Raw genomic sequence first — 21,327 nt, forward strand, 5'->3', positions numbered from 1 at the left:
GCTCAGGCGAGAGTGGCAGCCGCCTCCCCGTCAGGTCGCGAGTCGCCGGACCGTGACCCATGGGTTCGCGATCCACCGGCCCTGCCTCGGCGCGTTATCCGCACGATGACCTCGACGAGCGCGAAGACGACGAGGTTGGGGATGAGGGCGAGGAAGCCGGAGTCCCAGGTGCCGATCGGGAGTTCGGCGAAGGTGATGATCGCGACGACGAGGGTGCCGACGACAATGCCGGAGCCCAGCGACACCGCGCTGACCTTGACCTTGTCACCGAGTCCACAGGCGATCGCCGGCGCCAGCTGCGACAGCCCGCCGTAGGTGAGGAGGAGCAGGGCGCCGATGTCGGCACCCTTGAGCCCGAACACCAGGGCGATGCCGACGGCGAGAACGATGATGGCGTGGTTGAGGCGGAAGCGCAGCTTCTCCGGCACTTTGTAGAGGACGTTGTGCGAGATCAGCGAGGAGATCCCCATGACGATCGACCCGGCCGGCACCATGGCCGCCGCGGCGCCGAAGACGGCGACGATCGCGACGAGCCACGACGGCATGGTCTGCCCGGCGACCGTGAGGAGGACCCGGTTGCCCTCGGTCGCGGGGTCGAGGAGGACGAGCCCGCCCATGCCGACGACGATCGGGATGAAGAGGAGGAGCTGGTAGACGGCGAGCCACTTGAGGTTGCTGCGGAGGATGCGGGCGCTGCCGGCGGCGAGCACCGGCGGCCACAGGTGGGGCATCGTGTTGAACGCGGCGCCGATCGTCGTGATCGCCACTCCGGAGATCCACCAGATCGCACCGTAGCCGTCGGCATTGACGGTGAGCATCGACGCATTGGCGGCGGCCACCTCGGCGAAGATCTCCGGGATCCCGTTGAACGCGGTGATGACGCCGACAGCGACGATGACGAGGCCGACGAGCATACCCGCGTCCTTGACGATCGACACCCGGGCCAGGCCGCGGATGCCGGCGACGATGACGAACACGACGACGATGAGGCTGGCGAGCACCATGCTCAGCCCGCTCGCCCCGGCCGAGCCGGTGACGAGTTCGACGATGAGTCCCAGGCCGGTGATCTGCAGCTGCAGGTACGGGATGAGGAAGACGGCGCCGACGATCGCGATGACGACGGACAGCGTGCGCGACCCGAACCGGTCAAGGAAGAAGTCCGCCATCGTCAGGTAGTTCCGTGAGGCGGCGAGATCGCGCAGGCGCGGTGCGACGAAGAACAGGCCGATCGCCGAGGCGGAGAGGTAGCCGACGGCGAACGTCGCACTCACGCCCCCGGTGAAGGCGATGCCCGCGAGGCCGAGGAAGCTGAAGGTCGTCAGCGATTCGCCGGCCTGGAGGAACCACGAGGTCCAGCGGGGCAGGCCGCGACCGGCGACGAGCCAGGAGGACATGCCCTTCTCCCGGGACCGGCCGGAGAGGCCGATGAGCCCGATGAGGAGGATGCCGACGACGATGATGAGTGCGGTGACGGTCATGCGCGGTCTCCCTCGGAGTGGTGGGCACCGGCCGTTGCGGCGGTGCGGTCAGCGTCGCGTCGTTCCGCCTCGAGGGCGTCCTCGCGGGCGGTGATCTGGCGGTCGATGATCTGGAGGATGGCGACGATCGCGACGACCAGCGCGGCCATCCACACGATCACCGTCGGAACGCCGAGGATGAGTCCCGGTTCATTCGCGAAGGGGAACACGGGCGTGAAGATGATGAGGAGAGCCGGGATGCAGGCGATAATCACCTGCGTGGCAGTCACCGTCCGTTTCGGTCGGGTAGGTTCGTTCATGAGTTCATCTCCATCGATGAGGCCGCCGAGGCGGGGGTCGGGTCGGAGGTCACCGCGAGGTCCGCGATGGCCGGGTTCTGGTTCGTGGGCTGGTCTCGGTTCGTGTCCTGGTCTCGGTTCGCGGCCCGGTCTCGGTTCGCGTCCCGAGCGAAGGGGTCGACGTATCCGAGGTCGATGAGCGCCTCGATCGCGGCGGCGGACTGGAGCAGCTCGACGTCCCTGCCGGGACCGGCGAGGAGCTGGACGCCGATCGGCAGCCCCGCCTCGGCGAATCCGGCCGGGATCGAGATGCCGGGCAGGCCGAGCGGGGTGAAGAGCCAGGCCGAGCGCATCCACTCGAGGTAGTCGCCCATCGGCTGTCCGGCGACCTCGCGTGGCCACGTCTGCTCAGCGGGGAAGGGCAGGATCTGCGTCGTCGGCGCGAGCACGAGGTCGACGTCGGCGAAGAAGTCCGCGGCCTCCCGGGAGAGGCGGGTCGTCGTCTGCAGGGCGCGCATGACGTCGAGGGCGGTGAGCGACTCCCCCTGGCGGATGTTGTCGGCGAGGAAGTCGTTGAAGTTCTCCTCCTCGGCGGTCAGCAGTTCGCCCATCGTCGACTGGAACTCCGCGGCGCGCAGGGTGCGGAACGCCTCGTCGGCTCCGTCGAGGTTGGGACACGAGCGGACGATCGTGGCCCCGGCGGATTCGAGACGGGCGACGAGGGCGTCGAGCGCCGAGGTGATCTCCGGGTCGACGGGAACCCGTCCGTCGAGGTCGGGGGCATAGGCGACGCGCATTCCCTCGAGCCGTGCGGGTTCGAGGTTCTGCAGCGCCGCGGAGTCCAGCGGCACGTGCTGCGGCTGGGCCTCGGTCGGTCCGGCCATGACGTCGAGGAGCAGCGCGGTGTCGGCGACGGTTCGGGCCATCGGTCCGACGGTGACGAGGCGGTCGCCCATGTTCGGGTGTTCGGCGCCGACGATGACGCCGGGACTCGGCCGCATGCCGACGACTCCGCAGAATGCCGCCGGGTTGCGCAGGGAGCCGCCCATGTCGCTGCCGTCGGCGATCGGCACGAAGCCCGCCGCGAGTGCGGCCGCCGCGCCGCCGCTCGACCCGCCGGCCGAGCGGGCGGGGTCGTGCGGGTTGTACGTGGTGCCGTAGACCTTGTTGAAGGAATGGGATCCGGCGGCCATCTCAGGGACGTTGGTCTTGCCGATGATGACGACTCCCTCGGCGCGCATGCGAGCCACGTGGAGGTCGTCGGCCTCGGGGCGGAAGTCGGCGAAGTGCCGGTGGCCAGAGGTCGCGGGGAATCCGACGGCGTTCGCGGTGTCCTTGATCGCGACGGGCAGTCCGTGAAGGCGACCGCGGCGCTCGACGGGCAGGGCGTCGAGCGCCTTCGCCTGTTCCCGCGCCGATTCGACATCGAGGGCGACGATGGCGTTGACATCGGCGTTGTGCGCGTCGATGCGCTCAAGGTGCGCCTCGAGGAGATCGCTTGCGGAGATCTCACCGGATCGAGTGAGTTCGACCATTGCTCTGGCCCCGAGCTCATGCACATTGTTCACGTCTGATCCAGTACCTCTCTCAAAAATTCGTCATTGAACCGACTTTTCGAGTATGAGGTTATAGACAGAGGTGGTCAATCGAATCAGGTTCTCATATGAACCATCCGCGTCGTCAATAGTGCGTGTTTGAACCATATGGACGGATCAGGAAGCTCTTCGGTAACCCCGCCCCGCATGTTCTTGGATGACGAGATAGACGCCGCCGATGGCACCGAGTGGAACGGCGAGCAGCCAGGTGTAGATGAGGGCCGCGAGCTTGAGGATCACCAGCATCACACTGAGGACCTGCCAGGAAGAATCGCCTCCCCAGGTCGTGATTCGCGGAATGAACCCTGTCAACCGGAAGTAGATCTCGCGTGCGAACGGATAGAGCAGCGCGTTGAGGACGCCGAATCCCGACCACACCGCGAACTCCGAGCCATCCAGGCCTACCAAGCTCACCGGCGCCCATGAGTGCTCGGACACCAGGGGCCAGAACCACAGAGCCGTGAGAATGAGATCGAGAACAAGCGTTGCGGTCAGGCTCGTGGACTTGCGGTTGGCGAACGCCCGGAACACCAGGGGTGCGCGCTTGGGTTCTGCACTGCCACTCACTTGACACACCCTACCGCGCCGAGAGTCGACGGCCCCGAATCCCCGATCAGCACAGCAGCAATCAGAGTCACCCCAGCAGCCCGGTCACAGTCTCCTGCACCTGGAGCGCGGCGAGGAAGCCGAACAGCACCAGGCAGACGATGAGAAGGACGTTCGACAGCCAACGATTGCGCAGTGTCTCGTGGATCGCTGATCGGTTGAGGATCACGAGCAGCGCGAGGGCGAGGACCGGCAGGATGAACGCGCTGATCGCGGCATAGATGAGCACAAGTGTCACGGGCTTGCCCAGACCCATGATGGCAAGCGTCGCGATGCTCAGGTAGACCAGTGCCCCACGGAACTCGACGGCCTTCGCCGACATCTCGTGCTCCGGTTCGTCCTGATGGGGGTAGCGGCGCAGGACGCGAATGCAGTCGCCGGTAACGTAGGCGATTCCGGAGAATCCGCCAAGGACACTGGTGTAGACGACGGCGAGGAAGCTGAGCAGGAACAGGATCCGTCCCACCTCACCGATCCTGTCGACGAGCGCATCCGCGATGGTGAAGAGCGAATCGTTGTCGGCGATCGTGAAGCCCTGACCGTAGAGCATGAAAGCGCCGACGGCCGTCATGGCGACCGCGAAGACGAACACGAGTCCGTAGCTGATCCACAGGTCCAGCCGGACGACGGATTTCCACTCGGCATCGCGCCACTTCTTCTCCCGGATCCAGTAGGAGTAGGCGAGGATTCCGGTCGCTCCCCCGACGCCGCCGATGAGCGAGAGCACCGTGACGATCGAGCCCTGCGGGAATGTCGGTGCCGTTGTCTCGGCCGCCGTCACCTGTGCACCTGGCTCCTGCAGCATCGAGATCGCCAGGGCGATGATGCCGAAGAACATGAGGATCCCGAACCCCATCATCGCCTTCTCGAGCAGGCCGTAGCGGCCCACGCCGACGAGGATCACGACCGAGAGCAGGACCACGACGGCCGTCGGCCAGAACGGCAGGACCGGGAAGATGGCCTGGACGATGTTCGTCGTCACCGCGACCACTCCGGCACCGAAGAACAGCCCCACCGAGAGCTCGGCGATGAGGAACAGGGTCGGGAACAGTCGTCCTCCGAAGCCGGACAGATGCGACTGCAGCGACTTGTCGCCGCTCATCTGCAACCGCGCCACCGCCTCCGACAGAACGAACTTGAGGAGGATGCCGAGTGTGAACACCCAGATCAGGCCGAGCCCGAATTCGGCGCCTGAGTTCATCGTGGTGATCATGTCCGAAGCGCCGACACTGGCGAGCGCGAGCACGATGCCCGGACCGATGAGCCGCAGCCGGCCGCCGAACGTGCGAGGCGCTCGCTGCCCTGTTCCGCCATGCGGCAGATCAGGGCTGTGCAGTTGCGGCGCGGGCTGGGCGGACATGCGGGTCACCATGGCTTTCGAGTCGAGCGGATTCAGCGGACGACGTGGCGACAAGACCACTGTCTTTCAGGCTCAAGCATGACCGACACCGCTGCCTGCTGAGATGGCATCTCACATCACGAATTTCCGATCGCTTTGCGTTGATTGCACCTGGCGGCTCCCACCTGCGCGCACTCTTCTGACCGAAGGGCACTACAGTTATGGCATGACGACACTTGAGGACGACCGAATCGCCGCAATGCTCAAGCATGTTCAGGTGGTGCCGGAGGAGAACTTCGCCGTTTTCGGCGGCGGCTGGCCCGACGAGATCTCGACATCGCTTGTCGATGCGGTCTACTCGATTCGCGCGCAGTACAGGTCCAACACTCCCGGCAGAGGCGTGCTCAACAGGCTGAATTCATTCCGACACGCTCATGGCCAGGTAGTCAATGACCTCGGGAAGCTCATTGCACTCGGAGGTTCGGCAATCGAATCGGAGATGGGTATCTCGCAGACGTCGCAGAGGACGAAGAGTTCCGCCGTGATCGAGGCAGCTGAGAGTCTGGTGGAGCTGGGGATCAACTCCGGAGAGGATTTCCGCCGATACGCGCACGACCATGGAGTTGACGAGCTCAAACGCGCTTATGTAAGAGTCCGCGGTCTCGGGTGGGTCACCTTTGAGTACTTCTCGATGCTGCTCGGACGCCCTGGCGTGAAAGCTGACACGATGATCTGTCGCTTCGTCAATACCGCGCTCACAGTGCAAGGCCTGGAGACCGTCGACAGCGCTACTGCCCGATCGCTGATGGCTGCCGCTCATGAGCGCAGCGGCCTCGGTGCCACGCTCAGTCACTTCGACCACGGTGTCTGGCTCTACCAAAGCAATACGGCTCGAATGTGATCCGTCCCTGAAGCGCACCAGGAGCGAGGCTGAACATCTGGTTCGGGACGTCAGCACAGATCTGCTGTCCTTAGGATGACTGACGTGTCTTCAGAGCAGGCACCAACCCCGCAACCTCGCCAGCCGTCCCGAACCATGCTCCGCGTTCCTTGAGCCGTTCGATCGTCGATTCAAGAACTTTAAGCCTCGAGGGCCGGCCGATGATCATCGGATGCATGGTGACCATGACGTGGCCGCCGAGCTCGGCGATGCCGTCGATCTCGGGCAGCCAGCAATCGAGGACCTCGCGAGGCGAGCGGATCGTCTTCTCATCGTTGGCGAACCAGAAGTGCGGAGCGTCGTCGAGCAGCCAGGACACCGGCACCTCAGCGACTTCGTGGTTCTCGTGCTTGTAGGGGACGATGTCGTCGAGAAGGTTCGATGAATAGGTGAACCCGTTTGCCTCGAGGAGGTCGAGGGTGTGCGCACTGAATTCCCAAGACGGGGACCGATACCCTGCAACTGCAGCCCCCAACCTTTCCAAGACCTCCCGCCCCTTCCGCAGCTCTAACTCCTCCTGCTCCTGGCTGAGATCCGTCGGCGACGTATGCGTATAGCCGTGGTGGCCGATCTCATGCCCGGCGGCGATGATCGACCGGACCACCTCGGAGTGCCTTTCAGCATCCTTGCCAGGGACGAAGAACGAAGCAGTCACGTCATGACGGTCAAGGATGTCGAGGATGAGCGGCACCGCGCGCTTGGGCCCATAAGTGCCCTGGGACAGGACTCCGGGTTTCGAGGCGTTATCCGGGTTCTCGCCGATCCAGACCTCTTCGGCGTCGAAGTCGAAACTGATCGTCGCGCCGAATTCGTGATTCTCGGGCCACGTGAAGAGGGACATGATGGCTCCTTCGCAGAAGACCGCGCTTGTGGACTGCGCAGGTGTGTGAATGGTGGAGGATTCGGTTTGGAAGCCTGATCAGAGATCGAGGACGATCTTGGGGCAGTTGGCCCTCGAGACGCAGATCATCATGCAGTCGCCCTTGGCCTTCTCCGCCTCGGTGAGCAGATTGTCCCGATGGTCGATCTCACCGGAGACGACTCGGGTCTCGCAGGTGCCGCAGATGCCCATCTCGCACGAGGACGGATGGTCGACGCCGGCCCGGCGGACAGCATCGAGCACTGTCTCCTCAGCGCCGACGCTCACACTGCCACCCGTGCGGGCGAGTTCGACCTCGAACGTCCCGTCACTGTCGCCTACTGTTGCGTCACCGTCTCCCGTGCTGGAACCGACCGTGGCCAGAGGGTCGACGGAGAAGCGTTCGAGGTGCAGCGCTTCGGCGCGACCAACGTCCGCCATGAGTCCGGTGAGCGAGTCCATGAGCGGCCCGGGCCCGCAGCAGTACAGCTCGGCGTCGGGATGGCGTTCGACGATATCGGCGAGGTCCATGAACCCGGATTCGTTCTGCGGGTACAGGGAGATCTTGCCTCCACGAGCCTCCAACTCCGGCAGGAACGCGAAATGCTCGCGCGATTTCGCGCCGAAGTAGAGTTTCCACGGTTTCCCGGCTGCGGCCACCGACTGGATCATCGAGACGATCGGGGTGATGCCGATGCCGCCGGCGATGAACACATACTCTGCGGCTTCCTCGAGCGCGAAGTTCGAGCGCGGCGTTCCGAGCTCGATCAGCCGTCCCGGGCGCAGCTCCCGATGGACCTCGAGCGAGCCGCCTCTCCCCTGGGGAAGTTCGAGCACCGCTATTCGGTAGGAGGATCGATCATCGATGTCACCGCAGAGGGAGTACTGCCGGATTGTCCCCGAGGGAAGGTGCACGTCGAGATGATCACCGGCTTTCCATTCCGGCAGCTCGGCTCCTCCGGGGTCGACGAAGACGAACGAGTTGACTCCCTCTGCCTCTCGCCGCACCTGCTCGACTCGCAGGGTGAGGGTAAGGCGGTCGGCAGCCTGAGCACGTGAGGGGGCTGAAACGGTCGTGGGAGCGGAAACGGGCTCTGGCGCGGTCAGATCCTCGACGGGAATGAGGAGGTCGAAATCAACCGACATGAGCCAGCTTCCTCTCCGCTCCGGAACCAGCCGCCTCAGCTCCCGCGCTCTCGTCGGCGAACGCCTCGGCGGGCACTCGGGTCATCAGCTCCATGAAGGACCGGCGGTAGTTGAGGGTGAAGACGTCGGCAGGGACGGAGAACTCCTGGTATTCGTGGTCCCAGGGGATCTCGCGAGGCTCGATGTTCTCCACGATCGGCAGATCCTCGTGGTAGACCATGGTCTCCAGGCGCAGGTTCTCCTCCAAGGAGGTGCCGGTGAAGCCGACCTCGTTGGCCACACCCCAGAAGATCTTCACCCGATCGTAGGCGACAGGGCTGGGGAAGCCGGCGACGATGCGCTTGCCGTATCGCTCGTAGTCATAGGTGATCGAGGCCAGGCCCGGCGCAACGCAGTGGTAGTACATCATGCAGTCGCCGTCGCCGGCCCATTCGCCGGAACCTGCGTCGAGGGGGCGTTCCATCCACACGTCGATGCCGTCTCGTCGGACATCGAGGGGTTCGACGACCTCGGGGGTGGGACCCATCGACACTTTGTGGACGAAGGGGAAATGGGCGACGTCGCGGAAGTTCTCGATCGTGATTCCAACCCCCGCGTGCGAGTCCATCGGCTCTCCGGCGAGCCATTCGAACTCGGTCTGACGCCATTCGGGCAGGTCGTACATCTCGGTGATCGGGTCCTCGAGGACCGTCCACACATGCCCGTAGCGCAGGACCGCCGGATACGTCTTGATCTTCGCCTTCGGCGGGATCTTCGTCTGGTCGGGAATCGAGGGGATGCGCACGCAGGCACCCCCGTTGGTCGCGAATTCCCAGCCGTGGTAGGAGCACGCGATCGAGTTCTCGTGCACCTCGCCGATCGACAGATCGCCGCCGCGGTGCGGGCAGCGTCGGGCCATGACGGCGACATCGCCGGCACGGTCGCGGTAGATGACGAGGTTCTCACCGAGCAGCACTGCCGTCTGCGGTTTGTCGAGATCGGCGATGCGGGCGACCGGGAACCAGGAGCGGCGCATGGCGGCTTCGGCGCGTTCTCTGTTGGTGGGCATTGTTCCTCCAGGATGATTCTGTGGTTCGGGATGGGACACCGGTGCGGGCGGACGCTGGTGACGCACCTGTCCGGGGTGATGGGTTCAGATGCCGACGACGAGGGCTCCGCCGTTGACCGGGATCGTCTGCCCGGCGATGAAGCCGGCAGCGTCGGTGGCGAGGAATCCCACCACCTCGGCGATCTCCTCTGTCGAGGCCAGCCGACCGAGCGGGATCGCTGCGACCTCCTCCTCGTAGGCCTCGGCGGGGACCATTCGGGTGGCGACCGCGCCGGGGGCGACCGCGTTGACGAGGATGTTCTCGTTGAGCAGCTCCTTCGACAACGCCTTCATCAGACCCAGTTGGGCGGCCTTGGAGACCATGTACCCGTACGAATGGCCGTCGGGGACCTGCCCCCATTGGCTGGAGATGAAGACGATGCGCGCTGCTTCCGACGCGCGCAGCAGCGGGAGCAGACCTTTGACCAGCGCATAGGGACCGAGCACGTTGACGTCGAAGTATGGGCGCAGGTCCTCCGGCTCGGTCTCATCGATACCGCGCCAGTCGTGCATCAGACCGGCGTTGGAGACGAGGATGTCGAGGCGCCCGTCGAACTGTGCGCCGATGATCCCGGTGATCTCCTCCGCCGCCGAGGCGGTGGTGACATCGACTCGGACCCCCCGGGTTCGCACGCCGTAGTCACGGCCCAGGGCGAGCGCCTCGGCGCGAGCTTCGGCTTCGTCGAGGTCGGCAAGGAGGACGTCAGCACCGCGGCGGGCGAGCGCCTTCGCGTGAGCCAGACCCATCCCGCGAGCCGCCCCGGTGACGAGAGCGACCCGGCCGGTGAGGTCCTCTGGGTCGGCAACGGTCGCTTCCTCTGGCGCTGCAGCGCGGCCGACTGCTGTCGCAGACCTCATGCCCGCACCGGTCGGGTCACGTACATCATGTTGCCGTCCGGGTCGTAGAAGGGACGGTAGCGGTATGAGGCACCGGAGGGGTGCTCCCACTCGATGACCTCGTCGACCCATTCGACCTTCTCGTCGAGGTCGGCGATGGCCTGTTCCAGGTCGTCGACCTCGAAGGCGATGGAGTCGTAGCCGGGCGAATTGTCGGGATTGACGGCGGTGCGGCGCGGTTCGTGTTGGCCGACCTCGGATTTGAAGATGTAGAGCGTGACGTTGCCGAAGTCGATCGCGGCCCATTCCTCCTCCGGCACATAGGGGAAGTGGAAGTCGAAGCCGAGCGTCTCATGATAGAACTTCGCGAGCCGGTCGACGTCGTGGGTGAGGATGTCCATGTTGTCGACTCGTTTGAGGGTGACCATTGCTGTCTCCTTTTTCGGGTTGGTTTCTCTGTCCGATGAGGTGCGGATTGACGGGGGTGTTCGGCGCAGTTTGCGCCGCAGTGGACCTGCGGGTCAGCCGGCCAGCAGCGGGTGGGTACAGGGCCCGCCGGCGTGGGCGGTGAGCGTCCCGGCGGCGATATCGAGGCTGATGGTGGCGAGGCTGGCGAATTGAGGGGTGTCCGGTCGACCGGCGTCCGGATGACAGCAGGAGCCGCCTCCACCGAGTACGTGGGAGTCCATCGCCGCGATAGCGTCTCGCACGGTCAGCGCGCCTTTGGCCTCCAGCCGGCGGTGGGCCCGGCGATGGATCCCCGCATAACGGACGACTGTGTCGGGACCGGCGAGCAGCTCCTCGTCGGCCTCCCCCGCCTCGGCGCCGAGGAAGTGATTCGTATGCACGAGTACGCCTTGGGCATCCGGCAGGTGGTAGCCGATCCGCTCCGGGTTGACTTCGATGGAGACCGCCTCTGTGTCGAGGTGAGGTGGGCGAACCCTGCCTTCAGTGGACATCGCCTGACCGAGTGCATCGGTTCGCTCTCGTTCGGCCGTGGCCACGACGGTGAGTGATGTCGAAGCACTCACCCGAGCACCGGCGGCCAGGAGCAGCGCTTGGTTGAGATCTGTGCACGTGTCGAGAATCGTGCGTGCCAGCACGTGCACGGGCACACCCACCTCATGGCCGTCCTCAGCGTGGTGGAGGATGTTGAACAGGACCCCGATCCCATCGGTGTTGACTCCGATCTTGCCGAGGATTCCGAATTCGGTCACCGTCGTGACCAGTCCGCTGGCAGTGGGAATCTCCCATACCAGCCAGGAGTCGGCCAGATTGTCGTACCAATCCCATACCTGCACGGCGATCGGGTCCGACCTGTCGTCGACGTGGACGAGTGTCGAGCACTCCCCCGCTCGCGGTGCCATCGTGGAGTCCGCGCCCTCATCAGCTCGCGCGGCCCGTCTGCGGTTGCACGCGGCAAGGATCTCCGTGCGGGCGTTTATCGCGGCAAGGTGGGTCACCGGCTGCTGGCTGCCGCGAGCGATCCCCTCGATCTCCGCGAGCGCGGCAGGACTGAAGCTCCCGATCGCGGTGACGGCCCGCGCTCCCCAATCCGCCAGGTCGGCCTCGGCGCCGAGGGAGAGCGAGAACAGCTCGTGGTAGCCGTCGACGGTCTCGGCGATGCGATCGGCGAACACCCGACCGAATTCCTCACCTCGTTCTTGCGGTCCCAGCAGGGACGATCGGAACGTCGTCACGGACATCAGCGCACCTCGGGAGCGACGGGGCCTGCGTTCGGACCGGCCGCCTCGGCGGCCGTGCCGACAGCACGCAGGCGGAAGGGCTGCTTGTCCTGGACCACGGTTCGGTACCAGTAGAGGATCACCGAGGTGGACAGCACGACGATCCCGATGATGACTTCCCGCGGGCCGCCGTAGCCGGTGATCCCGGCGCTGGCGACACCGACGATCAGAATCGTGATGTCGATGATGAGCAGAGCCCAGGCGATCGGAACCCACTGGGGTCCGAGATGTATCGGACGGTCGGCGTTCGGAGCGTCTCTGCGCATGAGGAGGAAGCCGGAGAGCGCGAAGATGTGGCACACCAGGTAGCCCATGATGCCGGCGACGACCACGGCGAGGGCTTCGCCGACGAAGACGATGAGGACGACATTGACGACGACGTCGAGGGTCATCGCCACACCGGGTACCTTGAACCGGTTGAGCTTGCCCAGCTGGGAGATGGTCAGCCCGTCGACGGCGGAACCGTGAAGGACTCGACCCCCGTCTGCGGTGGTCATGACCATGAGCAGCATGAGGCCGGCGATGAGGCAGACCGTCATGAGGCCCGAACTGCCGGGGATGAGCGTCTCGAAGGCTCCGAGGTAGAAGCTCACCGGATTCTCCGTCGCTTCGGCCTCAAGTCCCAGGCCTCCGATGCCCAGGGGAACGAGAGCATAGACGCCGATGACGAAGAATCCCGCGACTCTCAGTGCTCGACGGGTGTCTGAGACGGTCTGCTTGAACTCGGGCACGAACGAGGCGACCGCCTCGATTCCGTAGACGGACCAGGCGAGGACGAACATCCAGGCGATCGCAGTCTGCCAGCCGGGAGCACCGGAAGCGGTGAGGGTGCTGCCGAGGTTTGACCACGACCATTCCCCGGAGAGGAACGGGGCAAGAGCGAAGCCGATGATGGGAATGAGGATGAAGACACCGGTGACGTAGATGATCCACATCGCCAGCCGCATGCCGAGGATGTTGAGCACCCAGCCGGCGAGAAGGACGACGATGGCGACGAGGTGCGGGAAGCCGAAGTCCGCCGTGCCCGTCGAAAACGACCAGGTCTGGCTCGGCAGCCATTCCGCCTGGACGAGATAGCCGATCTGGAGCCCGTAGATCGCCAGCGACGAAGACCAGGAGAACCAGCAGCCGAACGCCGCAAGCGGCCCGACAGGGGTGAAACGGCGACGCCAGGACTGGTTGGCATACATCGCGATTCCGCCGATGCGGTCGCGGAAGATTCCTGCCAGTTCGGAGTAGACGAAGTTCTGCAGACATGCGAGCACCGCGACGATGGCGACGAGGACGAGCGCCGGAAGGGCACCGATCGCACCGAGTGCGTATCCGAGGTTGATGAACAACGCGGCGGGGATGGACAGGCTGATGGCGAACCCGTCCCACCAGCGCAATGTCTTGGCGTAGTCGTGGGCTGGAGCAGTTGCAGCGGTCGATGCGGGGGCAACCGCGGCGGCGACCGTTCCGGCGTCCACGGCGCGGACGCCGGCGGCTTCGATGTTGTCGGGTTGGAAAGAATCACTCATGAGCGTTCCTTTGCTGGCTGAGACGTAGGGCATCATTGCGCAATACGTTGTGAAATGAGATTAACGTCACGCATTGCGAGCTGTCAACACTTCTCAGCTCCGACTTTCACAACTCCCTGCCTCAGAATCAGCGCGATGTGGTAATTGTTGCCGGGTTTTGGTCGCGCATTGCGCAGACGGTCCGCGCGCTTCGCTGGGTCGGTAGGATCGAGTCATGGCAGCAGAGACGATGGATGACCTCGACAGGGCGATCATCACCGAACTCGAAGAGGACGGCCGCCGCGCCTTCCGAGAGATCGCCCGCAATGTCGACACCTCTGAGGCGACTGTCCGAGCCCGAGTGAAACGCCTGCAGAGCATCGGCGCGCTGCAGATCGTCGCCTTCGCCGACCCCGCAGGCCTGGAGAAGAGGCAGATGAGCCTCATCTTCGTCGACATCGCCATGGGTTCCCACAACGAGGTTGTGGCCCGCCTTGTCGATCTGCCCGAGGTCTCCTACGTCTCCACAGTCACCGGTCGCGCCGATCTCTGCGTGGAGGTCGCCACTCGTGACAACGACCATCTCCGCGAATTCCTGGTCACGACGTTGGGCTCTATCGACGGCATCGTCCGCACCGAATGCACGAGCATCCTCAAAGTCCACAAACTGCGCTACGGATCTCACTGAGAGAACGCTCGCTGGGCTTGCCCGAGCACTCGGCAAGTCTCGCGAGAGCAGTGCGCTGTACGCGAAAACCGCGAGGCAGTCATCGTCTTCGATGCGCCTCGACGGTTGCCCCACTTAGATTCGCTGGGCCCGGCTGCAGGTGACGCCAGCGAGACAGCATGGGGCAGCGGCGGGAGCGACGTGGTCCGGACCCGGGGCACGTTTGGCAAAGTGGGGCAGCGGCGGGCCGACTCCCCAACCCCCCTTCTACTTCACCACGACAACAGGGCACTCGGCTTCGAGTATGACCCTCTGCGCGCTCGAGCCCAGCAGCAGCTTCATCACGGGTGAGCGCCGGCGCATCGACATGACGATGAGTTCAGCGTTCCAGTCTGCGGCGAGATCGAGGATCTGTGAGGCGACGTCCGTGTCGGCCCGCTGGACCTCGAACTCGAGACCGGACTCGGCGAGCGCGCCGACGAGGACCTGGGTCTCGGACAGTGCGTGAGCCGAGGGCACGGCGGTACCGTCCGTCTCGAAGACCACCGTGCGCAGCGCAGCCTCCTCCTGACGGGCCGAGCGGATCGCCCGCTCCAGGACCGAGGGCGGGGAGTCGGTGCGGTAGGCGAGGACGACGGTGCGCGCCGCCTCGTCGATGCCGGCCGAGGCCGCGACGCGCAGCGATGGGGTCGGGAACCTCTGCGGGGAGGACGAGTAGAGATCAGTCATCGTGGACACTCCTTGACCGATGGTGACGACAGCCGATGGCAACGGCATTCGCGGCTGGCGGGACTCATCCGATAGCGATGACGCCGATGAGCACGCCGACGACGAGCATGACCAGGGACACAAGCAGCGCCCGCCACAGCACCTTCTTGTGATGGTCGCCGAGGTCGACCCCGGCCAGCGACACGAGGAGGAGGATCGCGGGGACCAGCGGGGACTGCATGTGCACGGGCTGTCCCGTGATCGAGGCGCGGGCCATGTCGGCGGCCGGGATCCCGTAGTGAGCCGCGGTCTCGGCGAGCACGGGCAGGATGCCGAAGTAGAACGCGTCGTTGCTCATGAAGAACGTCATCGGGATGGAGAGGAGTCCGGTGATGAGGGCCATGAACGGTCCCATCGAGGCGGGGATGACGTCGACGAGCCACGCGGCCATCGCGTCGACCATGCCGGTGCCGCTCATGATCCCGGTGAGCACTCCGGCGGCCATGACCATCGCGACAACGGCGATGATCGCCGAGGCGTGGGAGGCCAGCTCCTCCTGCTGCGCTTTGATGTTGGGGAAGTTGACCATGAGGGCGATGACCATGGCGATCATGAACAGATACGGCAGGGGCAGCAGATCGAGGACCAGCAGAACCATGACGGCGACGGTGAGGCCGAGGTTGAACCAGAACAGCTTCGGTCGCAGGGTCGGCCGATTCGGGTCGAGCGCGGTTCCGATGAGAGAAGCGCCGTTGCCGCCGCTCGCCGAGGCGGTGGTGCCGTTGGTCGAATCCGCGTCGGATCCGAAGCCGGTGCCGGCGGTAGCTGCGGAAGAGCCGGACTTTCCCGCGCCCGAACCCGCTCCGACCGAGGCGCCCGCGGACTGGCGGGCGACGGCTCCGACGAGTTCGCGGCGATCGGAACCGGACCCCTTCTCGTTCACCCAGCTCACGCCGTTCTTCGCAAGGCGGCGACGTTCGGAGAGGCCGAGGAAGTAGGCGAAGACGACGCAGAGGAGCAGACCCGCGACGAGGGCGGGAACCATGGGAGCGAAGATCTCGTTGGCGTCGATCCGCAGCGCCGAGGAGGCTCGAGCCGTCGGTCCGCCCCAGGGCACGATGTTGAGCGTGCCGTTGATGAGGCCGGCCACACACGTGAGCACGACCGGGGACATCTCGAGCCGCTGATAGATGGGCAGCATGGCCGCGGTGACCACGATGAACGTGGTCGAACCGTCGCCGTCGAGCGATACGGCGCCGGTGAGCAGCGCGGTACCCATGACGACCTTGACGGGGTCGTTGCCGGCGACCTTGAGGATGAACTCGACGAGCTTGTCGAAGAGACCGACGTCGATCATGATGCCGAAGTAGATGATCGCGAAGAGCAGCAGCGCGGCCGTCGACGACATCTCGGCGATGGCATCCATGACCATGTCACCGATGCCCAGACCGGCGCCGGTGAAGAGACCGAAGATGGTCGGGACGATGATCAGCGCCAGGATCGGCGAGAGACGCTTGGTCATGATGAGCGTCATGAAGACGATGATCATGGCGAAGCCGAGGATGACGAGCACGAGCTTCTCCTTCGAAGGCGTAGGTGGTTACCGGGACACGCTAGTGTGATGGCCGTCGCGGCGCGCGCTTGTATGCACTGAACGCGTTCTGCCCGTTCTGTGTCTTTTGCGCATTCTGCTCATCAGTCCTAGAGTGGCGATGTGACCCGTTCCGCCGGATCGTTCTCCCGCCGGGTGCTGCTCAGCCAGCTCGCGGTGGTCATCGTCATGTTGGTTCTGGTCACCGCTGTCTTCGGGTGGATGGGCGCCCGCAATGTCACCGATGTGACCGAGACCGAGGCTCTATCGACGGCGCGGTCACTGGCGATCGCCCCGACCGTGCGTGAAGGCGCCACCCGCGCCTCCCAGGAGAGGGCGGCGCAGCCGGACCCGGCCATCACCGAGCCCCTTCAGGACATGGCCGATGACCTGCGCGATCGCTCGGGCATCGAATTCGCCGTCATCACCGATGACCGCGGCATCCGTCTCACCCACCCCGACCCGGAGAAGGTCGGGAAGATGGTCTCCACCTCCCCCGCCGAGGCGCTCGCCGGGCGAGAGTCCGTCACCCACGCCCGGGGGACGCTCGGCACGACCGTGCGTGCCAAGGTGCCCATCTACTCGACTGCCGAGGACGGCACCGTCGTCGGTGAGGTGTCGGTGGGGATCCACACCTCGGTGCTCGCCGCCGATCTCCGCCGCGAGTTCCTCGCCCTCGGTTCGGTCGCCGTCCTCGCGCTCGGCCTCGGCGTGCTCGCCTCGGTGGCCCTGGGGCGCCGTCTGCGCCGCGAGACTCTCGGCGTGGGGCCGGAGGAACTCGCGGAGATGGCCCGGGATCAAGGTGCGGTCCTCCACGGCCTTGACGACGGGGTGCTCGGCTTCGATCTGACCGGCGAGGTGACCCTGAGCAATTCCGTGGCCAACCGCCTGCTCGACACCGAGCCGGCACTCGGCGGGGCAGACGGATCCGCTCCCGAGCTGCCGCAGGTGCCGGAGTCGATCCACCGGCTCATGGCCGAGGCGCCCGAACGCGGGGCACTGCGCCGGAGACTGACCGTCGGTGACCGCATCCTCCTCGCCACCGCCGTCCGGGTCAAGCACGGTGACGTCTCCGTCGGCGGCGTCGTGACCCTGCGCGACGAGACGCAGATGCTCACGATGGCCCAGCAGCTCGAGTCGGTGACGACGATGGCGCAGGCCCTGCGCGCGCAGCGCCACGAATTCGCCAACCGCCTCCATACCGCGCTCGGTCTCGTCGACACGGGCGCAACCGAGGAGGCGCGCAGCTACCTCGCGACGATCCTGCGGACCGGCCCGATCGCGACCCCGGTCGAGGGCATCGAGCTCATCACCGATCCGTACCTCAGTGCCCTGCTCGAGGCCAAGGGAACCACCGCCGCCGAGGCGGGAGTGCGCTTGATCGTCACTTCCGACTCCCTCGTGCTCGGCCGGGTCACCGACCCCGAGGACGTCACCCTGATCCTCGGCAACCTCATCGACAACGCTGTGCGGGCCGTGGTGCAGGCGGACGTGCAGTCCACGACGCAGGATCGCGATCACGAGGGGTCTGTCGTCGACGACCGGAGCTCCACCGTCGAGGTCCAACTGCTCAGCTCCGGAACCGAGCTGCATGTCGTCGTCACCGACACCGGTGACGGCGTGGCCGCCGAGGACGCCGAACAGATCTTCGACGAAGGGGTCAGCGGGCCACTGCGGAAGTCAGCCTCGGCATCGGAGCGTTCTGCACGCGGAAGCGTCGCCGGCGACGGCCATGGCCTGGGAATCGGGTTGGCGTTGTGCCGCCGTGTCGCCCGCCGCCATGGCGGTCGGGTGTGGCTGGTCGACGGCCATGACGCGAACCTGGGCGGCGCGAGCTTCGGGGTGCGACTTCCCGGCGTGCTCACCAGTACCGATGCCGACGAGTCAATCCTCGACGGCGACCACCAGCCGATGTCCGACACCGAGGATGAGTTCGACGACGAGGAGAGACGATGACGACCGTTCTGGTGCTCGACGACGACTTCTACGTCGGTCAGCTGCACTGCCGATACGTCAATGAGGTGCCCGGCTTTCGCGCTCTGGAGCCCGTCCGGGACCTGAATGCGGCTCGTGCCGTTCTCGCCACCGAGGAGGTCGATCTGCTCCTCGCCGACTACGTCCTTCCGGATGGACACGGAGTCGAGCTCATCCGTGAGACAGAGGTCGACGCGGCTGTGCTGTCTGCGGTGGCCGATCCGCGGATCGTGCGCTCGGCCCTGCGCTCCGGAGCACTGACGTACATCGTCAAACCCTTCGAGGCCGATGTCCTGCAGAGGTTCCTCCGCCGCTATGCCCGCTACCGCCGATACTGGAATCGGGAGAAGGTGGATCAATCAAGCCTCGAACGCCTTCTCCGCGGCCTCCACGATGTCTCGTCGTCGGGAACCGGTTCGGCCAGCGGGCCCGGTTCGTCGACGACGAGTCGAATCCTCGGCGCCCTGGAGTCCGCGTCGGGTCCGATGACCGCACTGGAAGTCGCCGAGGCGGTCGGCACCTCACGGGCGACAGCGCAGCGGCACCTCGCGAAGCTCGCCGAATCACGAGCCGTCACCGTCACCCTGCAGTATGGAAGCACGGGTCGTCCGGAGCATCTGTACGGAACCGATTCGGGTTCGGCACGATGATTCCGGCGGACTCGCAACAGCCACCCGAGCCAGGAGTGCCGTCTCGGCCGAACCTCCCGGTCGGCGATCCGCGGGTGACTTCGGTCTCGCATACCGTATTCACGCCCGTCGGTCCGATCTCGGTGACCAGCACCGACGAGGCGATCGTCCGCGTCGAGTGGCGGTCACTGTCCGCCTCTGGTCCGTCGGCCGCCGACTGTTCGGATGATGCGACGACCGGCCTTCTCGCCGAGGCGATCGCTCAGCTGCGGGCCTATTTCGACGGCACCCTGCATGAGTTCGATCTTCCGGTCAGTCTTGACGGCGTCTCGCCGGTGGCTCGTTCCGTGCTCACCACTCTTCACAGAACAATCGAGTACGGCACGACGGTCACCTACGGCGAACTCGCCGTTCGCAACGGACAGGGAGTTCCCGCCCGCGCGATCGGAGGGATCATGGGCTCCAACCCCCTGCCGATCCTCATTCCCTGCCACCGGGTGGTGGCGAGCACCGGCCTCGGCGGCTACTCGGGAGGGGAGCGCGGCAGGGGCCTCGAGACGAAGCGTTGGCTCCTCGAGTTCGAGGGTGGTCTGCCGCGCGGGCTGTTCTGAGGGAGTGTCAGCTCGAGCGCCGCAGCAGGCTCACCCCGTCCTTGACGACCGCCGTCTGCTGACCGCCAGGACCGGTGGCCTCGCGTCGACGGATCTCCTGGACCTCAGCCGTCCATTCGGACCGGTCGAGCCCCAGCTCGGCGACCTCCTCGGCGGGGGTCTTCCGCAGGTCGTGCGCGTGGTCGTGGGCGAAGTCGCCGTTCCGGGCCCACGGTGGAATGTCCTCCTCGGACTCGAAGACGTGGGACACGATCAGCAGGTGCCCACCGGGCTTCACCCAACCGGCGGCCCGGCGGAGGATCTCCGTGCGGGGCAGTTCGGCTTCGGAGTGGAGGAAGGACGCGGTGACGAGGTCGAACGCCCTGTCGGGCGCCCAGTCGCCGAGATCCGCACAGTGCCAGGAGATCCGGTCCGCCACTCCCCGATCGGCTGCGCCCTCTGCACCACGGCGCACGGCAGTGGCCGAGATGTCGACGGCGTCGACCGTCCACCCCTGCTCGGCCAGCCACACGGCGTCTCCGCCTTCGCCGCATCCGAGTTCGAGAGCCGCTCCGAGGGGAAGACTCGAGACGACGTCCGCCACGGCGGCATTGACGCGACCCGACCAGATGCGGTCGCTCTCGGAGTACCGCTCCTCCCAGTGCTGGGCGGCCGACCCGGCCTCGCCCGCAGTGTGAACGTGGCCGGTGGCAGAGCCTCGGTCACCGGCGGCAGACCTGCCCTCCTCGGATCCGCTCGCCACCGCCTCGTCGAAGTCCTCGTTGACCAGGGCCATGTTCACCGCCCCACCGGTCAGGGCTCCGGCTCCCATGGCGATCGGCACGTTCGCCATGGGGTTGACGACGTTCCCGATCGCCCAGATGCGGGGATGGCTCGTCCGGCCCATGGCGTCGACGGCGATGAAGCTGCCGGCGGGGTTCTCCGCGCGGTCGAGGCCGAGGTGCGAGAGGAAACCGTCCTGCGGTCTCGCCCTCGGCGCGGTGAAGATCGCGTCGATCTCCACGGTGCGATCATCCTCGAGGCGGACTCCGGTCAGGCGGTCGCCGTCGGCGAGCACCTCGGCGACGGGCGTGTCGATGAGGTCGACGCCGCGAGCGTGAAGTCGCGCGGTGAGCTCGGGGCCGAGCTCCGGGCAACCGGCGATGAAGAAGATGAGCCGGTCGGTCCACTGCCGCACGAGCTGCGCCTGGTGGAGTGACATGGGCGAGGATCCGAGCACGCCGATGCGCTGTCCGCGCACCTCCCACCCGTGGCAGTAGGGGCAGTGGAGGACATTGGTGCCCCAGTGGTCGGTGAGACCAGGGATGTCGGGGAGTTCGTCGGTGAGACCGGTGGCGACGATCAGCGCGCGGGCGTGGAGCTGGCCCTGCCCGGTCGTCACGGCCACGGTGGCCTCGTCCGCAGAGGCGGCGGTCACCTCGGCGTCGAGGAACCGCACGCCGTACGCCTCCGCCTCCCGGCGCCCCTGGGCGATGAGGGCCGCGGGGTCGGTGCCCTCGTTGCCGAGGACCGAGTGCATGTGCGCGGCGAACCTGTTGCGCGGTCGTCCCGAGTCGACGACGAGGACCCGGCGCAGCGACCGCCCGAGGGTGAGTGCGGCACTCAGGCCTGCCGATCCGCCGCCGACGACGATGACGTCCCATTGCGCATTCGCGAGTTCTGTATCCATGACTCAACATTGCGCCACCTCCCTCCCGATCCGCAATAGCTCTTGCGGAATCAGCAAATCAATGATGTG

General features: G+C 66.0%; 20 protein-coding genes. 5 read left to right on the forward strand and 15 right to left on the reverse strand.

Going from position 1 to position 21,327, the window contains the following annotated elements:
* Positions 1 to 2 precede the first annotated feature (2 nt).
* From DFO65_RS09960 to DFO65_RS09980, 5 genes are all read right to left on the reverse strand, one after another.
* Positions 3 to 1,478, reverse strand: a complete 1,476-nt coding sequence (locus tag DFO65_RS09960; RefSeq protein ID WP_113904286.1) for a sodium:solute symporter family protein — start codon at positions 1,476 to 1,478, stop codon at positions 3 to 5.
* A complete protein-coding gene (locus tag DFO65_RS09965) occupies positions 1,475 to 1,747 on the reverse strand; it encodes a hypothetical protein (RefSeq protein WP_113904287.1) in 273 nt (90 codons plus the stop codon). Before DFO65_RS09965 ends, DFO65_RS09960 begins: the two co-directional genes overlap by 4 nt.
* Before the next feature lie 26 nt (positions 1,748 to 1,773).
* Positions 1,774 to 3,324, reverse strand: a complete 1,551-nt coding sequence (locus tag DFO65_RS09970; protein ID WP_220151263.1) for an amidase — start codon at positions 3,322 to 3,324, stop codon at positions 1,774 to 1,776.
* A gap of 144 nt (positions 3,325 to 3,468) precedes the next feature.
* Complete coding sequence (locus DFO65_RS09975; RefSeq protein WP_147233322.1) at positions 3,469 to 3,918, reverse strand: hypothetical protein; 450 nt, start codon at positions 3,916 to 3,918, stop codon at positions 3,469 to 3,471.
* 67 nt (positions 3,919 to 3,985) lie between these two features.
* Positions 3,986 to 5,317 carry an Nramp family divalent metal transporter gene (locus DFO65_RS09980; protein WP_113904464.1) on the reverse strand — a complete coding sequence of 444 codons (1,332 nt, stop codon included), beginning with the start codon at positions 5,315 to 5,317 and terminating at the stop codon, positions 3,986 to 3,988.
* Positions 5,318 to 5,522: 205 nt separating this feature from the next.
* Between DFO65_RS09980 and DFO65_RS09985 the strand changes: the two genes are divergently transcribed.
* Positions 5,523 to 6,197, forward strand: a complete 675-nt coding sequence (locus tag DFO65_RS09985; protein ID WP_113904289.1) for a hypothetical protein — start codon at positions 5,523 to 5,525, stop codon at positions 6,195 to 6,197.
* A 70-nt stretch (positions 6,198 to 6,267) separates the two neighbouring features.
* Here the strand turns inward: DFO65_RS09985 and DFO65_RS09990 are convergent, their stop codons facing one another.
* From DFO65_RS09990 to DFO65_RS10015, 7 genes are all read right to left on the reverse strand, one after another.
* Positions 6,268 to 7,077 carry a polysaccharide deacetylase family protein gene (locus tag DFO65_RS09990; RefSeq protein WP_113904290.1) on the reverse strand — a complete coding sequence of 270 codons (810 nt, stop codon included), beginning with the start codon at positions 7,075 to 7,077 and terminating at the stop codon, positions 6,268 to 6,270.
* Between the two features lie 78 nt (positions 7,078 to 7,155).
* The gene (locus DFO65_RS09995) at positions 7,156 to 8,241 is read right to left on the reverse strand and encodes a PDR/VanB family oxidoreductase (protein WP_113904291.1); all 1,086 of its coding nucleotides are present in this window, start codon (positions 8,239 to 8,241) and stop codon (positions 7,156 to 7,158) included.
* The gene (locus DFO65_RS10000) at positions 8,231 to 9,289 is read right to left on the reverse strand and encodes an aromatic ring-hydroxylating dioxygenase subunit alpha (RefSeq protein WP_220151264.1); all 1,059 of its coding nucleotides are present in this window, start codon (positions 9,287 to 9,289) and stop codon (positions 8,231 to 8,233) included. The genes DFO65_RS09995 and DFO65_RS10000 overlap by 11 nt, the downstream gene beginning before the upstream one ends.
* Before the next feature lie 84 nt (positions 9,290 to 9,373).
* Positions 9,374 to 10,297: an SDR family NAD(P)-dependent oxidoreductase gene (locus DFO65_RS10005; protein ID WP_342766923.1), complete on the reverse strand. Its 924-nt coding sequence runs from the start codon at positions 10,295 to 10,297 to the stop codon at positions 9,374 to 9,376.
* Positions 10,183 to 10,593, reverse strand: a complete 411-nt coding sequence (locus DFO65_RS17190) for a VOC family protein (protein ID WP_220151266.1) — start codon at positions 10,591 to 10,593, stop codon at positions 10,183 to 10,185. The genes DFO65_RS10005 and DFO65_RS17190 overlap by 115 nt, the downstream gene beginning before the upstream one ends.
* A gap of 93 nt (positions 10,594 to 10,686) precedes the next feature.
* Positions 10,687 to 11,871 (reverse strand): C45 family autoproteolytic acyltransferase/hydrolase, encoded by a 1,185-nt coding sequence (locus DFO65_RS10010; RefSeq protein WP_220151267.1) that lies wholly within the window; start codon positions 11,869 to 11,871, stop codon positions 10,687 to 10,689.
* A complete protein-coding gene (locus tag DFO65_RS10015) occupies positions 11,871 to 13,430 on the reverse strand; it encodes an APC family permease (RefSeq protein ID WP_113904293.1) in 1,560 nt (519 codons plus the stop codon). The genes DFO65_RS10010 and DFO65_RS10015 overlap by 1 nt, the downstream gene beginning before the upstream one ends.
* Positions 13,431 to 13,644: 214 nt before the next feature.
* Here DFO65_RS10015 and DFO65_RS10020 point away from each other — a divergent pair, with 214 nt between their 5' ends.
* On the forward strand, positions 13,645 to 14,097 hold the full coding sequence (locus DFO65_RS10020; protein WP_113904294.1) for an Lrp/AsnC family transcriptional regulator: 453 nt from the start codon (positions 13,645 to 13,647) through the stop codon (positions 14,095 to 14,097).
* 246 nt (positions 14,098 to 14,343) lie between these two features.
* Here DFO65_RS10020 and DFO65_RS10025 read toward each other — a convergent pair whose 3' ends face one another.
* Both DFO65_RS10025 and DFO65_RS10030 read right to left on the reverse strand, forming a co-directional pair.
* Positions 14,344 to 14,805, reverse strand: a complete 462-nt coding sequence (locus tag DFO65_RS10025) for a universal stress protein (RefSeq protein ID WP_113904295.1) — start codon at positions 14,803 to 14,805, stop codon at positions 14,344 to 14,346.
* A 64-nt stretch (positions 14,806 to 14,869) separates the two neighbouring features.
* Positions 14,870 to 16,357, reverse strand: a complete 1,488-nt coding sequence (locus tag DFO65_RS10030; protein ID WP_113904296.1) for a CitMHS family transporter — start codon at positions 16,355 to 16,357, stop codon at positions 14,870 to 14,872.
* Positions 16,358 to 16,498: 141 nt separating this feature from the next.
* On the opposite strand from DFO65_RS10030, the gene DFO65_RS10035 reads away from it, so the two are divergent.
* The 3 genes from DFO65_RS10035 to DFO65_RS10045 all read left to right on the forward strand — a co-directional run bounded on the left by DFO65_RS10035 (position 16,499) and on the right by DFO65_RS10045 (position 19,589).
* Positions 16,499 to 18,331: a sensor histidine kinase gene (locus tag DFO65_RS10035; RefSeq protein ID WP_245940604.1), complete on the forward strand. Its 1,833-nt coding sequence runs from the start codon at positions 16,499 to 16,501 to the stop codon at positions 18,329 to 18,331.
* On the forward strand, positions 18,328 to 18,999 hold the full coding sequence (locus DFO65_RS10040; RefSeq protein ID WP_113904297.1) for a response regulator transcription factor: 672 nt from the start codon (positions 18,328 to 18,330) through the stop codon (positions 18,997 to 18,999). The genes DFO65_RS10035 and DFO65_RS10040 overlap by 4 nt, the downstream gene beginning before the upstream one ends.
* A 74-nt stretch (positions 19,000 to 19,073) precedes the next feature.
* The gene (locus tag DFO65_RS10045) at positions 19,074 to 19,589 is read left to right on the forward strand and encodes a methylated-DNA--[protein]-cysteine S-methyltransferase (protein WP_428844224.1); all 516 of its coding nucleotides are present in this window, start codon (positions 19,074 to 19,076) and stop codon (positions 19,587 to 19,589) included.
* Positions 19,590 to 19,596: 7 nt separating this feature from the next.
* Here the strand turns inward: DFO65_RS10045 and DFO65_RS10050 are convergent, their stop codons facing one another.
* Entirely contained in the window at positions 19,597 to 21,258 is a 1,662-nt protein-coding gene (locus DFO65_RS10050; protein ID WP_113904299.1) for a bifunctional NAD(P)/FAD-dependent oxidoreductase/class I SAM-dependent methyltransferase, read from the reverse strand.
* Positions 21,259 to 21,327: the final 69 nt, after the last annotated feature.

It is taken from the genome of Brevibacterium sanguinis (genome assembly GCF_003315415.1).
Classification (GTDB): Bacteria; Actinomycetota; Actinomycetes; order Actinomycetales; family Brevibacteriaceae; genus Brevibacterium; species Brevibacterium celere_A.

Excerpts from the sequence above, each read along its gene's own strand:
- DFO65_RS10040 (WP_113904297.1), top strand. The coding sequence starts at position 18,328 with ATGACGACCGTTCTGGTGCTCGACGACGACTTCTACGTCGGTCAGCTG.
- DFO65_RS10015 (WP_113904293.1), bottom strand. The coding sequence starts at position 13,430 with ATGAGTGATTCTTTCCAACCCGACAACATCGAAGCCGCCGGCGTCCGC.
- DFO65_RS09960 (WP_113904286.1), bottom strand. The coding sequence starts at position 1,478 with ATGACCGTCACCGCACTCATCATCGTCGTCGGCATCCTCCTCATCGGG.
- DFO65_RS10010 (WP_220151267.1), bottom strand. The coding sequence starts at position 11,871 with ATGTCCGTGACGACGTTCCGATCGTCCCTGCTGGGACCGCAAGAACGA.
- DFO65_RS10000 (WP_220151264.1), bottom strand. The coding sequence starts at position 9,289 with ATGCCCACCAACAGAGAACGCGCCGAAGCCGCCATGCGCCGCTCCTGG.
- DFO65_RS09985 (WP_113904289.1), top strand. The coding sequence starts at position 5,523 with ATGACGACACTTGAGGACGACCGAATCGCCGCAATGCTCAAGCATGTT.
- DFO65_RS10020 (WP_113904294.1), top strand. The coding sequence starts at position 13,645 with ATGGCAGCAGAGACGATGGATGACCTCGACAGGGCGATCATCACCGAA.
- DFO65_RS10025 (WP_113904295.1), bottom strand. The coding sequence starts at position 14,805 with ATGACTGATCTCTACTCGTCCTCCCCGCAGAGGTTCCCGACCCCATCG.
- DFO65_RS09990 (WP_113904290.1), bottom strand. The coding sequence starts at position 7,077 with ATGTCCCTCTTCACGTGGCCCGAGAATCACGAATTCGGCGCGACGATC.
- DFO65_RS17190 (WP_220151266.1), bottom strand. The coding sequence starts at position 10,593 with ATGGTCACCCTCAAACGAGTCGACAACATGGACATCCTCACCCACGAC.
- DFO65_RS09995 (WP_113904291.1), bottom strand. The coding sequence starts at position 8,241 with ATGTCGGTTGATTTCGACCTCCTCATTCCCGTCGAGGATCTGACCGCG.
- DFO65_RS10005 (WP_342766923.1), bottom strand. The coding sequence starts at position 10,297 with ATGGGTCGACGAGGTCATCGAGTGGGAGCACCCCTCCGGTGCCTCATA.
- DFO65_RS09980 (WP_113904464.1), bottom strand. The coding sequence starts at position 5,317 with ATGTCCGCCCAGCCCGCGCCGCAACTGCACAGCCCTGATCTGCCGCAT.
- DFO65_RS10050 (WP_113904299.1), bottom strand. The coding sequence starts at position 21,258 with ATGGATACAGAACTCGCGAATGCGCAATGGGACGTCATCGTCGTCGGC.